At 59.5% G+C, this 13,366-nt stretch carries 12 protein-coding genes and 1 pseudogene; 12 read left to right on the top strand and 1 reads right to left on the bottom strand.

The window, feature by feature from the left end:
* Positions 1–46: 46 nt before the first annotated feature.
* The 8 genes from eat (at position 47) to KW849_RS12975 (ending at position 7,879) form a co-directional block, all read left to right on the top strand.
* Positions 47–1,420, top strand: coding sequence for an ethanolamine permease (gene eat / locus KW849_RS13010; protein WP_218429758.1), 1,374 nt, complete (start codon positions 47–49; stop codon positions 1,418–1,420).
* Positions 1,421–1,609: 189 nt separating this feature from the next.
* The gene (locus KW849_RS13005) at positions 1,610–3,004 is read left to right on the top strand and encodes an ethanolamine ammonia-lyase subunit EutB (RefSeq protein ID WP_218429757.1); all 1,395 of its coding nucleotides are present in this window, start codon (positions 1,610–1,612) and stop codon (positions 3,002–3,004) included.
* A gap of 8 nt (positions 3,005–3,012) precedes the next feature.
* Positions 3,013–3,837: an ethanolamine ammonia-lyase subunit EutC gene (gene eutC, locus KW849_RS13000; protein ID WP_218429756.1), complete on the top strand. Its 825-nt coding sequence runs from the start codon at positions 3,013–3,015 to the stop codon at positions 3,835–3,837.
* A gap of 114 nt (positions 3,838–3,951) precedes the next feature.
* Positions 3,952–4,413, top strand: coding sequence for an N-acetyltransferase (locus KW849_RS12995; protein ID WP_007990572.1), 462 nt, complete (start codon positions 3,952–3,954; stop codon positions 4,411–4,413).
* Positions 4,414–4,788: 375 nt separating this feature from the next.
* Positions 4,789–5,445, top strand: coding sequence for a DedA family protein (locus KW849_RS12990; RefSeq protein ID WP_218429755.1), 657 nt, complete (start codon positions 4,789–4,791; stop codon positions 5,443–5,445).
* Positions 5,446–5,449: 4 nt separating this feature from the next.
* The gene (locus tag KW849_RS12985; protein WP_218429754.1) at positions 5,450–6,262 is read left to right on the top strand and encodes a zinc-dependent peptidase; all 813 of its coding nucleotides are present in this window, start codon (positions 5,450–5,452) and stop codon (positions 6,260–6,262) included.
* Positions 6,263–6,375: 113 nt separating this feature from the next.
* Entirely contained in the window at positions 6,376–6,903 is a 528-nt protein-coding gene (ppa, locus tag KW849_RS12980; protein WP_007990564.1) for an inorganic diphosphatase, read from the top strand.
* A gap of 229 nt (positions 6,904–7,132) precedes the next feature.
* Positions 7,133–7,879, top strand: coding sequence for a S24 family peptidase (locus KW849_RS12975; protein ID WP_218429753.1), 747 nt, complete (start codon positions 7,133–7,135; stop codon positions 7,877–7,879).
* Between the two features lie 305 nt (positions 7,880–8,184).
* On the opposite strand, the gene KW849_RS12970 is transcribed toward KW849_RS12975, so the two are convergent.
* Positions 8,185–9,198 carry a PDDEXK nuclease domain-containing protein gene (locus tag KW849_RS12970; RefSeq protein WP_218429798.1) on the bottom strand — a complete coding sequence of 338 codons (1,014 nt, stop codon included), beginning with the start codon at positions 9,196–9,198 and terminating at the stop codon, positions 8,185–8,187.
* Between the two features lie 185 nt (positions 9,199–9,383).
* On the opposite strand from KW849_RS12970, the pseudogene KW849_RS12965 reads away from it, so the two are divergent.
* The 4 genes and pseudogenes from KW849_RS12965 to dxs form a co-directional block, all read left to right on the top strand.
* Positions 9,384–9,859: pseudogene (locus tag KW849_RS12965) on the top strand (Fic family protein); the annotation flags it as partial.
* 285 nt (positions 9,860–10,144) lie between these two features.
* A complete protein-coding gene (locus KW849_RS12960) occupies positions 10,145–10,387 on the top strand; it encodes an exodeoxyribonuclease VII small subunit (RefSeq protein WP_218429752.1) in 243 nt (80 codons plus the stop codon).
* Entirely contained in the window at positions 10,384–11,271 is an 888-nt protein-coding gene (ispA, locus tag KW849_RS12955) for a (2E,6E)-farnesyl diphosphate synthase (protein WP_218429751.1), read from the top strand. Before KW849_RS12960 ends, ispA begins: the two co-directional genes overlap by 4 nt.
* A gap of 91 nt (positions 11,272–11,362) precedes the next feature.
* Positions 11,363–13,261 (top strand): 1-deoxy-D-xylulose-5-phosphate synthase, encoded by a 1,899-nt coding sequence (gene dxs, locus KW849_RS12950; RefSeq protein ID WP_218429750.1) that lies wholly within the window; start codon positions 11,363–11,365, stop codon positions 13,259–13,261.
* Positions 13,262–13,366: the final 105 nt, after the last annotated feature.

The following is a 13,366-nucleotide window of genomic DNA, read 5'->3' as shown; positions in this document are numbered from 1 at the left end:
CACCCGAAAGTCCAAAAGATCGAACAATAAAAATTAGAGAGGACTTATGACTACTTCTTCCACACAGCTCAAACCCACACTCGGCACCCTGCATCTATGGGGCATTGCCGTCGGCCTGGTGATTTCCGGCGAGTACTTCGGCTGGAGTTACGGCTGGGGCACCGCAGGCACACTGGGTTTTCTCGTCACCGCACTGATGGTGGCGACGATGTACACCTGCTTCATTTTCAGCTTCACCGAACTGACGACTGCGATTCCCCACGCTGGCGGGCCATTTGCCTACAGCCGCCGGGCCTTTGGCGAAAAAGGCGGGTTGATCGCCGGCATCGCCACCCTGATCGAATTCGTCTTTGCACCACCGGCCATCGCCATGGCCATCGGCGCCTACCTCAACGTGCAATACCCGGAACTGGACCCGAAGATCGCCGCCGTTGGCGCCTATTTCGTGTTCATGGGCCTGAATATCCTCGGCGTCAGCATCGCAGCCACTTTCGAGTTGGTGGTCACTGTGCTGGCCGTCGCCGAATTGCTGGTGTTCATGGGCGTGGTCGCCCCGGGCTTCAGCTTCAGCAACTTTGTGCTCAATGGCTGGTCGGGCGCCAATGAATTCACGATGGGCTCGATTCCCGGTATTTTCGCCGCCATTCCCTTCGCGATCTGGTTCTTTCTCGCGATCGAAGGTGCAGCCATGGCCGCCGAAGAAGCCAAGGACCCGAAACGCACTATCCCCAAAGCCTACGTCAGCGGCATTTTGACCCTGGTGTTCCTGGCCATCGGCGTAATGGTGATGGCCGGCGGTGTCGGCGACTGGCGTCAACTGTCGAACATCAACGATCCGTTGCCTCAGGCGATGAAAGCCGTGGTCGGCAACAATTCGACCTGGATGCACATGCTGGTATGGATCGGCTTGTTCGGCCTGGTGGCGAGCTTTCACGGGATCATTCTTGGCTACTCACGGCAGTTCTTCGCCCTGGCTCGCGCCGGTTACCTGCCTAAAGGGCTGGCCAAACTCTCGCGCTTCCAGACACCGCACCGGGCCATTCTGGCCGGCGGCGTGATCGGCATCGCGGCGATCTACAGCGATGGCCTGGTCAACCTGCAAGGCATGACCCTGACGGCGGCGATGATCACCATGTCGGTATTCGGCGCCATCGTGATGTACATCATCAGTATGCTGAGCCTGTTCAAGCTGCGTAAGACCGAACCGAACCTGGAGCGTACCTTCCGCGCCCCGGGCTATCCGATCGTACCGGGGATCGCGCTGTTCCTGGCGGTGGTGTGCCTGGTGGCGATGGCCTGGTTCAACACCTTGATCGGCCTGGTTTTCCTCGGTTTCATGGTTGCCGGTTACCTGTACTTCCAGTTGACCGCCAAGCAACGCTCCGAGGCACCGGCAGACGCTATGCTCGAAGGTATATGAATGCACCGGCGCCGGGCCATTCATCCGGTGCCTGCATTATTGAAGTGCATGCAATTCCCTTGTGGGAGCGGGCTTGCTTGCGAAGGCGTCATATCAGTCGACTTCTATTTTGACTGACAGTGTGCATTCGCGAGCAAGCCCGCTCCCACAGGAAAAGCAGATTGCAATATTACTGGAGGACACCGCCCCATGGCCGCATTCGCCCATACCGTCGGCGCCCAGACTTACCGCTTCGACAGCCTCAAGGAAGTGATGGCCAAGGCCAGCCCGGCACGCTCCGGGGATTTTCTGGCCGGCGTCGCGGCCCTCAATGACGGCGAGCGTGTCGCGGCACAGATGGCCTTGGCCGACACGCCGCTAAGCCACTTCCTGCAGGAAGCGCTGATCCCCTACGAATCCGATGAAGTCACCCGCCTGATCATCGACACCCACGACAAACAAGCCTTCGCTGTCGTCAGTCACCTGACCGTCGGCGGCTTTCGCGACTGGCTGCTCAGCGATGCCGCCGACGAACAGGTCCTGCGCGCCCTCGCCCCCGGCCTGACTCCGGAAATGGTTGCCGCGGTATCGAAGATCATGCGTGTGCAGGATCTGGTGCTGGTGGCGCAAAAAATCCGCGTGGTTACACAGTTTCGCGGCACCCTGGGCCTGCGCGGTCGACTGTCCACACGCCTGCAACCGAACCACCCCACCGACGAACCGGCCGGTATCGCAGCAAGCATTCTCGACGGTCTGCTGCATGGTAATGGCGACGCAATGATCGGCATCAACCCCGCCACCGACAGCATCGCCTCGATCTGCGCCATGCTGGAGATGCTCGACGCGATCATCCAGCGCTACGAAATCCCGACCCAGGCTTGCGTGCTGACCCATGTCACCACGTCGATCGAAGCGGTCAATCGCGGCGTCCCGCTGGATCTGGTGTTCCAGTCGATCGCCGGCACCGAAGCGGCCAACGCCAGTTTCGGCATTAACCTGAGTATATTGAGGGAAGGCCATGACGCCGGCTTGAGTCTGAATCGCGGCACGCTGGGTCAGAACCTGATGTACTTCGAAACCGGCCAGGGCAGCGCCCTGTCGGCCAACGCCCACCATGGCGTCGATCAACAAACCTGCGAAACCCGGGCCTACGCCGTCGCGCGGCATTTCAACCCGTTTCTGGTCAACACCGTCGTCGGTTTCATCGGCCCGGAATACCTGTACAACGGCAAACAGATCATCCGCGCCGGCCTGGAAGACCACTTCTGCGGCAAGTTGCTCGGTGTGCCCATGGGTTGCGACATCTGCTACACCAACCACGCCGAAGCCGACCAGGACGACATGGACACCCTGCTGACCCTCCTGGGCGTCGCCGGGATCAACTTCATCATGGGTATCCCCGGCTCCGACGACATCATGCTCAACTACCAGACCACCTCATTCCACGATGCGCTCTACGCTAGGCAGACCCTGGGACTGAAACCTGCGCCGGAGTTCGAGCAGTGGCTGGCGAAAATGGGCATCTTCACCCAGGCGGACGGCCGGGTTCTGTTTGGCAGCAGCCTGCCGCCGGCCTTCCGCCAGGCCTTGGCGCAACTGGGATGAAAACTGACATGGATAAACTACCCTTCGATCCCCACAACCCATGGCTGGAACTGCGACGCCTGACACCGGCGCGAATTGCCCTGGGCCGCACCGGCACCAGCATTCCCACCCGTGCACAACTGGACTTCCAGTACGCCCACGCTCAGGCGCGGGATGCGGTGCACTTGCCGTTCGATCATGCGGCACTCAGCTCACAACTGGCCGAACGCGGACACGAAAGCCTTTTGCTGCACAGCGCAGCGATCGACCGCAACAGTTACCTGCAACGCCCGGATCTGGGGCGCAAACTGAGTGAGGCATCGGCAAAGACCTTGCGTGAATACGCTGCGGCGCATCCTGGCGGGGTCGATTTGGTGATAGTGATCGCCGACGGTCTGTCGGCACTGGCCGTTCATCGCCATACCCTGCCCTTTCTGGCACGCCTCGAAGAACAGATTGCAGCGCAAGGCTGGACGATAGCGCCGGTGATTTTGGTGGAACAGGGGCGCGTGGCGGTCGCTGACGAAATCGGTGAATTGCTCGGAGCGAAAATGACCGTGATCCTCATCGGCGAACGCCCAGGCCTCAGTTCCCCGGACAGCCTGGGGTTATATTTCACCTACAATCCAAAGGTCGGTCTTACCGATGCCTACCGTAACTGCATCTCCAACGTGCGGCTTGAGGGTCTGAGTTACGGCATGGCGGCACACCGCTTGCTTTACTTGATGCGCGAAGCCTGCCGACGGCAGTTGTCAGGTGTCAATCTGAAGGATGAAGCGCAGGTTCAGACACTGGAGTCGGACGCGCAAGCCGACATGAAAGGTAATTTCCTGCTCGGCCCGCCGAAAACCTGAACCGCTTGCGCATTGCACATTCGTACCAGTTTCAGGCAGGATCGTGGCACGGCCGCCAAGGGTTTCCCATCGCCGTCAGAGACGTAAGACAGCCACTTGAAGACGAGACCTACCATGCGGATTATTCAAGCGACCCTCGAACACCTGGACCTGCTGACCCCGTTGTTCGTCAAATATCGCGAGTTTTATGGTTCCCTGCCGTATCCGGACTCGTCCCGGGCGTTCCTCGAAAAACGCCTGCGTCGCAAGGAATCGGTGATCTACCTGGCGCTGTCCGATGACGACAGCAACAAACTGATGGGTTTCTGCCAGCTATACCCGAGCTTCTCCTCGCTTTCGCTCAAACGCGTGTGGATCCTCAACGATATTTATGTCGCCGAGGACGCCCGCCGCCAGTTGGTGGCCGACAACCTGATCCGCACCGCAAAAAAAATGGCCAAGGAAACCAATGCCGTGCGCATGCGTGTTTCCACCAGCAGCAACAACGAAGTCGCGCAGAAAACCTACGAGTCCATCGGATTCAAGGAAGACACCGAATTCAAGAACTATGTGCTGCCGATCAGCGACGAACTATAAGGTTGCGTCAGCGGGACGAGCCCCTGTGGCGAGGGGGCTTGTCGGAACGCCGCACCGCCCCGTTGGGTTGCGAAGCAACCCTGATTTCACTTATGCCGATTCCCCAGACACACCATGCACCTAGCGATTGCGACTGCTTCGCAGCCGAACGGGGCGGGGCGGTGCGGTGTTCCGACAAGCCCCCTCGCCACAATATTTTGCGCACTGGTAAACACCCGGGACATTCCCCGCTACAATCTCGACGCGATTTTCACCTCTCGCCTCGTATAATCCCGAACTCCCCCGGCTTGTAAGAAAAACTACCCTTATTCGTAGTCTTACGCGAAGTCATCCGCACAGGCCTGCTGAGTCGGGCCATCACCACAGGTGCTTTCCATGGATTTCAACCCGATCGATATTGTCCTGCATCTCGACGTCTACCTCGACATGCTTGTAACCAACTACGGGGCATGGATCTACGCCATCCTGTTTATGGTGATCTTCTGTGAAACCGGTCTGGTGGTCACGCCCTTCCTGCCGGGCGACTCCCTGCTGTTCATCGCTGGCGCCGTGGCGGCCGGTGGTGGCATGGACCCGGTACTGCTCGGCGGCCTGCTGATGCTGGCGGCGATTCTGGGCGACAGCACCAACTACATCATCGGACGAACGGCGGGTGAAAAACTGTTCAGCAATCCGGACTCGAAGATCTTCCGCCGCGACTACCTGCAACAAACCCACGATTTCTACGACAAGCATGGCGGCAAAACCGTGACCCTGGCGCGCTTCCTGCCGATCATCCGCACCTTTGCACCGTTCGTCGCCGGGGTGGGGAAAATGCCTTATCCGCGCTTCTTCGCCTTCAGTGTCTTCGGCACTGTCCTGTGGGTCGGCGGGCTGGTAACCCTCGGTTACTTCTTCGGCAACGTGCCGTTCATCAAGAAGAACCTGTCGCTGCTGGTAGTCGGCATCATCCTGCTCTCGCTGGTGCCGATGATCATTGGCATGGTGCGTAACCGCCTTGCGGGCTCGAGTTCCAAAGCCGAATCGCGATGACACGATGTGGTCCCTGAGCGCCTGGCGTCGCCGACGCACCCTGGCAAAGCACCCGATTGCCGATGACATGTGGCAACGGGTGCGCCATCAGCTGAGTTTTCTCGATGGCATCAGTGCCGCCGAAGACCAATGGCTGCGCGAAGCCTGCGTGCTGTTCCTTGAAGACAAGCATCTGACCGCCCTGCCCGGCGTCGAACTGCATCAGGAGCAACGCTTGCTGCTCGCTGCCCAGGCACAATTGCCACTGCTGAACCTCGGCGACCTGAACTGGTATCAGGGCTTCCACGAAATCATTCTCTACCCCGACGACTTCCTCAGCCCCCAGCGCCATCGCGATGTCGGCGGCGTCGAGCACGAATGGGTGGGTGAGCACAGCGGTGAAGCGTGGCAGCAAGGCCCGATCATCCTTGCCTGGCCGGGCGTAATGGCCAGCGGAGGCTGGGAAGGCTACAACCTGGTCATCCACGAACTGGCGCACAAACTGGACATGCTCAACGGCGTCGCCAACGGCCTGCCGCCGTTGCACCCAGACATGCGGGTCAGCGACTGGGCCAGCGTCATGCAAAAGGCCTACGACGACCTCGACCGGCAACTGGAACGCAATCCCCATGCCGAAACGGCCATCGACCCGTATGCCGCCGAAAACCCTGCCGAGTTCTTCGCCGTCACCAGCGAATACTTCTTCAGCGCCCCGGATTTGCTGCACAAGGCTTATCCACAGGTGTACCAGCAGCTGAAGTTGTTCTATCGCCAGGACCCGCTGGCGAGATTGAAGCAACTAAAGGCGCATGACCCTGTCTATCAGGCACACCAGTGAGCGCCATACGACTTCTGGTGCGTGGCGTCGACCCAGGAATATGCCTATAATCGCCGCCACTTTTTGGTCAATCCGGCCAAGTATTTCTGGTCAACTAACGGGGGCAACGCCCAATGAGCTACAGCAAGATTCCGGCTGGCAAAGACCTGCCGAACGACATCTACGTCGCGATCGAGATTCCGGCCAACCACGCGCCGATCAAATACGAAATCGACAAAGACAGCGATTGCCTGTTCGTTGACCGTTTCATGGCCACCCCAATGTTCTACCCGGCCAACTACGGTTACATCCCGAACACCCTGGCTGACGACGGTGATCCCCTCGACGTGCTGGTTGTAACCCCTTACCCGGTTGCTCCAGGTTCGGTGATCCGCGCTCGTCCGGTCGGCATCCTGAACATGACCGACGACGGCGGCGGCGATGCCAAGGTCATCGCAGTCCCACACGACAAGCTGTCCCAGCTGTACGTCGACGTGAAGGAATACACCGACCTGCCAGCACTGCTGATCCAGCAGATCGAGCACTTCTTCGCGAACTACAAAGATCTCGAAAAAGGCAAATGGGTGAAGATCGAAGGCTGGGCCGGCGCAGACGCCGCCCGCGAAGCGATCACCAAGTCGGTTGCCGCCTATAAAGGCTAAGCCCGGCTGCAGGCTTTCAGCTGCAAACGGCAAGAAAAACCCCGGGAGATCCGGGGTTTTTTGTGGGCGCTTGATAAGCACGCCAAACACCCCGTTTAAACAAACCCTCCAATGGTTTTTGTTTGTTTAAAATTCCCCAAGAGCGTCTTACATCCCGTCGTAAATTTCCCGCGAAATTTGAACGAGGCGTTTATTCAAACCCTTACCAGCCGCCAGTAGACTCGCGGTCATGAAAAAGAACACTAGCGGCCCACGCTTTAAAGCACTCCTCGAAGCAGCGAGCATCACGACCACAGGATTTGCCGATTTCCTGGATACGGCCCCGCAAAATGTACATAACTGGTACACCCGTGGTGTGCCCGCCCATTGCATGGAAGAAGTCGCCAGAAAACTCTCCGTCAGCAGCGACTGGCTGAAAACCGGCGAAGGCTCGAAAGACGCCCCACACCTGCGCCTGCTCGAAGACTCCGGCAACATCTTCGATGCCCAGACCATCCGCGGTGTCTATACAGTCATCGAGCCTGTCGACGTCGAACTGCCATTCCTCAAAGAAGCTGTCACCGCCCCGGGCTCCAATAATACCCACGTCATAGAAGACCCCGAGCAATCGATCCGCCTGCCCCGCAGCCACCTCGATTCCCTGGAAATCAACCACGCCGACGCCATCTGTGCCCTCATGAGCGGCAACAGCATGGGTGAGAAAATCGAAGACGGTTCGACCCTGGCGATTGACCGTGGCCTGACCCAGATTGTCGATGGCGAGATCTACGCCATCGAACATGACGGCATGCTGCGTATCAAGTACCTGCACCGACTACCGGGCAACTCCCTGCGACTGCGCAGCCACAACCGCGCCGAATACCCGGATGAAATCTTCAGACCCGCCCAAATCGAAGAGCAGAACATCAGGGTGCTGGGCTGGGTATTCTGGTGGTCGACCCTGAACAAACGACGGCCGACGGTGCCGTTTCTTTAAGCGCTCCAGAACGCCCATCGGCCGCCCACCCGGGTGGCCAAACGGCTCTGCCCGGCACTTCCCGCTGGGATTTTCTCTCAAACCTGCGTATGCTGCGCCCCACATTTGCGCATCGACCCGCCCTGCGGCTCAGATGCACTGGCCTGACAGATGACTTTCTCACCAGGTCCCACAGCCGGACGCAAGATCCGGGTGTACGTTTTGAAGGCTGGCGCGGTTTACCAAAAATGATCCAAGCCAGTCCCCGAGAAGCCGGCCACAAGCCGGCTTTTTAATGCCTGAAAGAAAGTGATTCACGACAAAAATCACTCAACCCCTTCAGTATTCAGCGCATAAAACTCCTGCAGCTTGGCTTGCAGAAGTTTCTTGTCCGGCAATTGCGTGTGGTACTCAGCGATCAATGCGGGTGACAGTGAGCGGTTCAGGGCGTATTCGACGATTTCGTCCTCTTTGCTCGCACACAGCAATACGCCGAGCGCCGGGTTTTCGTGTGGCTTGCGGACATTGCGGTCCAACGCTTCAAGATAAAAATCCATCTTCCCCAGGTATTCCGGCTCAAAGCGCCCGACCTTGAGCTCGATCGCCACCAGGCAGTTCAGTCCACGGTGGAAAAACAACAGATCCAGCGCAAAGTCACGCCCACCTACCTGCAACGGATATTGCGAACCCACAAAGCAGAAGTCCCTGCCCAGTTCGATCAGAAAGTCCCTGAGCTTATGCAGCAGGCCTCCATGCAAGTCTGTCTCTGCATGACCACGCTCCAGAGCCAGAAACTCGACCACGTAGGCATCCTTGAACACGTCCAGGGCCTGGGGATGAATTTGTCGCAGCGGTGCTGACACTTTTGCCGGGCTGACCACTGAACGCTCAAACAGAGCCGCCTTGAACTGACGCTCCAGTTCGCGGCTCGACCACTTCTCCTGGATTGCCATGCGCAGGTAAAACTCACGTTCCTCCGGGCGTTTGCTCTGGTTGAGGATGATCAGATTCTGGGTCCAGGGTAATTGTGTCAGCAGTGCTGACACTTTTTCATCACCCCTGTACGCCTCATAGAACTGGCGCATTCGAAATAGACTTCGTCGCGTAAACCCACGCAGTCCAGGCTGTGTACGCTCGAGGTGCATAGCCAACTGGGCAACGACTCCATCACCCCACTCCGCCGCTTCAATTTTGCGACTGATGTAGGCCCCAACCTGCCAGTGCAACTCAATCAGCTCGGTGTTGACCGCCTGCATGGCGCGTTGTCGCGCGGTCACAATCAGTTGGGTAATTTCGCTGAAAGCTGAATCGAGGGAGGTATAGCCAGGAAGGTCATTCACGTCAGGGCATTTCCATGTCGGTTGGAGGGCCCTCTCAATTACTCCTGATACCGATGCAGGAACATTCACAATGTATTTCTGCATGAAACAACGCTAATAGGCCTCCACCCCGCCCAGAGAACACTTGGTCGATGCTAAATCCACCCCGTCCTTCCTCTGTCTTATCTGGGTGCAATGATGCTGCTGACGGCAATGGTCGCCTCACACGCACCATCACTGATCTGGCATTGGCACAGGGCGAGGCTCAGGCGATTCGTTTTTACGCAATGTCGGCAAGTATTCTTGAGGATCGCTCCGGTTACTACCGGGTGCTGGAAACCAGTCAAAAGGCTACGACAGATGCCACTGAGTGGCTGGAGTGGTTCCTGCAGACTCTTCTGCGCAGCCTGCAACAAGCCATGACGCGGATCGACCGTGTGTTGGGCAGGCGCGATTCTGGCAGGCACACCAGAGATCCGAGCTATCGGCCGAGCAAACAAAGGTACTGAATCGCTTGTTCGATGGCGGCGAAAGAGGCTTCGAGCACGGCATCAGTGCGGCTCAATACCAGGCCATCGCCAAAGTATCCAAAGCGACCGCGCCCCGTCATCTGACCGAACTGCTGAACAAAGACTGCCTGCAACGCCTGCCCGGTGGTGGGCGCAGTACTCGGTACCAGATCAAATACCCTGATGCGACGGACACCTGGTACCTGTGGCGAGGGCGTCGGATCGCCGCACCGCCCCGTTCGGCTGCGCAGCAGTCGCAAATCCGACGAATGCGATACGCCTCACAAAACTCGGTGGCTGATTTTGGGGGTTGCTGCGCAACCCGACGGGGGCAAGCCCCCTCGCCACAAGTAACTGTCGCGCTCACAACCAAGGCTTTCGAATCCCCCCTTCATTTGCCCATACCCCCCCTATCTGCTAGTGTCGCGCCGGTTTAACGTCAACCGGAAATCGCCGCCATGGCCCGCAAAAAAGCTGCACTGGATTTCGAACAGTCCCTCGCCGACCTGCAAACGCTGGTGGAGCGTCTGGAGAATGGCGAATTGTCGCTGGAGGAGTCGCTGGCCGCTTTCGAGCGAGGCATCGGTCTGACCCGCGATTGCCAGGCGGCGCTGGCCCAGGCCGAGCAAAAGGTTCAAGTGCTGCTCGAGCGTGATGGCGAGTTGGCCGAGGAACCCTTCGACGCGGATCAGCCAGAATGATTGCAGCGTACTCCGCCACCAGCCAGGCCCGCGTCAATGCGGCTCTGGAAACCCTGTTCATCGCGCCGAGCCCTGAGCTGGCGCGGTTGTATGAGGCCATGCGCTACAGCGTGATGAACGGCGGCAAACGCGTGCGTCCACTGTTGGCCTACGCCGCGTGCGAAGCATTGGGCGGCAAGGCCGAGCAAGCCAACGGCGCAGCCTGCGCGGTGGAGTTGATCCACGCCTATTCGCTGGTGCATGACGATTTGCCGGCGATGGACGATGACGATCTGCGTCGCGGCCAACCCACTACCCACAAGAAATTCGATGAAGCCTGCGCGATCCTCGCCGGTGACGGTTTGCAGAGCCTGGCCTTCAGCGCCCTGCTCGATCCGCGCCTGAGCGCCTCGGATGCTGAAATCCGCCTGCAAATGGTCAGCGCCCTGGCACTGGCGGCAGGCCCGGCGGGCATGGTCGGCGGTCAGGCCATCGATCTCGGCTCGGTCGGCCTGAAACTTGACCAGAAAGCCCTGGAATACATGCATCGGCACAAGACCGGGGCACTGATCGAAGTTAGCGTCAAGCTCGGTGCACTGGCCAGCGGCCGTGCCGAGAAAGACGAACTCAAGTCCCTGCAGACTTATGCACAGGCCATCGGCCTGGCATTCCAGGTGCAGGACGACATTCTCGACGTCGAAAGCGATACCGAAACCCTCGGCAAACGCCAGGGCGCCGACATTGCCCGGGACAAACCGACCTACCCGGCCCTGCTCGGCCTCGACGCCGCCAAGGCCTATGCCCTGGAGCTGCGCGACCAGGCCCTGCATGCACTGCGACCGTTTGACGCGGCGGCCGAGCCGTTGCGTGATTTGGCCCGATATATCGTCGATCGCCGCAGCTGACGGCGAATCCGCCAAAAAAAACCAACGCGTGGGCAGGGACCGATGCATCAGGTAAACTGCCGCATCTTTTATACCTATAACGATTCGCCTGATGCCCACGACGTTTCATGAGATTCCCCGCAAACGCCCAACCACGCCCCTGCTCGACCGCGCGAATACGCCGGACGGCCTGCGCCGGTTAGGCGAAGCCGAGCTGGAAACCCTGGCCGATGAGTTGCGCCTGGAATTGCTCTACACGGTCGGCCAGACCGGTGGGCATTTCGGTGCCGGGCTGGGCGTGATCGAGCTGACCATCGCACTGCATTACGTCTTCGACACCCCGGACGACCGTCTGGTGTGGGACGTGGGTCATCAGGCTTATCCGCACAAGATCCTCACCGGTCGTCGCGAGCGCATGGCCACCCTGCGCCAAAAGGACGGTGTTGCCGCGTTCCCGCGCCGCGCCGAGAGCGAATACGACACTTTTGGCGTCGGCCACTCCAGCACTTCGATCAGTGCCGCGCTGGGCATGGCGATTGCCGCCCGCCTGCAAAACAGCGAGCGCAAGGCCATCGCGGTGATCGGCGACGGCGCGCTGACCGCGGGCATGGCGTTCGAGGCGCTGAACCATGCGCCGGAAGTGGACGCCAACATGCTGGTGATCCTCAACGACAACGACATGTCGATCTCGCGCAACGTCGGTGGCTTGTCCAACTATCTGGCGAAGATCCTTTCCAGCCGCACCTACGCGAGCATGCGTGAGGGAAGTAAAAAGGTCCTGTCGCGCCTGCCCGGTGCCTGGGAAATCGCCCGTCGCACCGAAGAATATGCCAAAGGCATGCTGGTTCCCGGCACGCTGTTCGAAGAGCTGGGCTGGAACTACATCGGCCCGATCGATGGCCACGACCTGCCGACCCTGATCGCCACCCTGCGCAACATGCGCGATCTGAAAGGTCCGCAGTTCTTGCACGTCGTCACCAAGAAAGGCAAAGGCTTCGCCCCGGCGGAAGTCGACCCGATCGGTTACCACGCCATTACCAAACTCGAACCGCTGGACGCCCCGGCCGTTGCGCCGAAAAAGGCCAGTGGACCGAAATATTCCGGTGTGTTCGGTGAATGGCTGTGCGACATGGCGGCTGCCGATCCGCGCCTGGTCGGGATTACCCCGGCGATGAAGGAAGGCTCGGATCTGGTCGCTTTCAGCGAACGATTCCCGCAGCGCTACTTCGACGTGGCCATTGCCGAGCAGCACGCCGTCACCTTCGCGGCCGGCATGGCCTGCGAAGGCGCCAAACCCGTGGTAGCCATTTATTCGACCTTCCTGCAGCGCGGCTACGACCAGTTGGTGCATGACGTCGCCGTGCAGAACCTCGACGTACTGTTCGCCATCGACCGCGCAGGCCTGGTGGGCGAAGACGGTCCGACCCACGCCGGCAGTTTCGACCTTTCGTACCTGCGCTGCATCCCCGGCATGCTGGTGATGACCCCGAGCGATGAAAACGAGCTGCGCAAGATGCTCACCACCGGTCACCTGTATGAAGGCCCGGCGGCCGTGCGTTATCCACGCGGTAATGGCCCGAACGCGACCATCGAGAAAGACCTCGAACCAATCGAGATCGGCAAGGGCGTAGTCCGCCGCCAGGGCAGCAAAGTCGCCCTGCTGGTGTTCGGCGTGCAACTGGCCGAAGCCCTGAAAGTCGCCGAGACACTGGACGCGACCGTAGTCGACATGCGTTTCGTCAAGCCGCTGGATGAAGCGCTGGTTCGCGAAATCGCCGGCAGCCATGAACTGCTGGTGACTGTCGAAGAGAACGCAATCATGGGCGGCGCCGGTGGCGCGGTCAGCGAATTCCTCGCTCGCGAGAACATCCTCAAGTCGATGCTGCACCTGGGCTTGCCGGACATCTACGTCGAACACGCCAAGCCTGCGCAAATGCTGGCCGAGTGCGGGTTGGATGAAGCCGGGATCGAGGCTTCGATCCGCGAGCGCCTGCAACTGCTGAGCATCTAAACTCAAAACCCTGTGTAGGAGCTGCCGAAGGCTGCGATCTTTTGATCCTGGCCTTCGACAACTCCATATCTGCAAAAATCAAAATCAAAAGATCGCAGCCTTCGG

The organism is Pseudomonas sp. PDM26 (assembly GCF_019219185.1).
GTDB lineage: Bacteria > Pseudomonadota > Gammaproteobacteria > Pseudomonadales > Pseudomonadaceae > Aquipseudomonas.
The sequence above is the reverse complement of the archived record's forward strand: the minus strand, read 5'-3'. Positions and strand labels throughout refer to the sequence as shown.

Excerpts from the sequence above, each read along its gene's own strand:
- eat (WP_218429758.1), top strand. The coding sequence starts at position 47 with ATGACTACTTCTTCCACACAGCTCAAACCCACACTCGGCACCCTGCAT.
- KW849_RS13005 (WP_218429757.1), top strand. The coding sequence starts at position 1,610 with ATGGCCGCATTCGCCCATACCGTCGGCGCCCAGACTTACCGCTTCGAC.
- eutC (WP_218429756.1), top strand. The coding sequence starts at position 3,013 with ATGGATAAACTACCCTTCGATCCCCACAACCCATGGCTGGAACTGCGA.
- KW849_RS12995 (WP_007990572.1), top strand. The coding sequence starts at position 3,952 with ATGCGGATTATTCAAGCGACCCTCGAACACCTGGACCTGCTGACCCCG.
- KW849_RS12990 (WP_218429755.1), top strand. The coding sequence starts at position 4,789 with ATGGATTTCAACCCGATCGATATTGTCCTGCATCTCGACGTCTACCTC.
- KW849_RS12985 (WP_218429754.1), top strand. The coding sequence starts at position 5,450 with ATGTGGTCCCTGAGCGCCTGGCGTCGCCGACGCACCCTGGCAAAGCAC.
- ppa (WP_007990564.1), top strand. The coding sequence starts at position 6,376 with ATGAGCTACAGCAAGATTCCGGCTGGCAAAGACCTGCCGAACGACATC.
- KW849_RS12975 (WP_218429753.1), top strand. The coding sequence starts at position 7,133 with ATGAAAAAGAACACTAGCGGCCCACGCTTTAAAGCACTCCTCGAAGCA.
- KW849_RS12960 (WP_218429752.1), top strand. The coding sequence starts at position 10,145 with ATGGCCCGCAAAAAAGCTGCACTGGATTTCGAACAGTCCCTCGCCGAC.
- ispA (WP_218429751.1), top strand. The coding sequence starts at position 10,384 with ATGATTGCAGCGTACTCCGCCACCAGCCAGGCCCGCGTCAATGCGGCT.
- dxs (WP_218429750.1), top strand. The coding sequence starts at position 11,363 with ATGCCCACGACGTTTCATGAGATTCCCCGCAAACGCCCAACCACGCCC.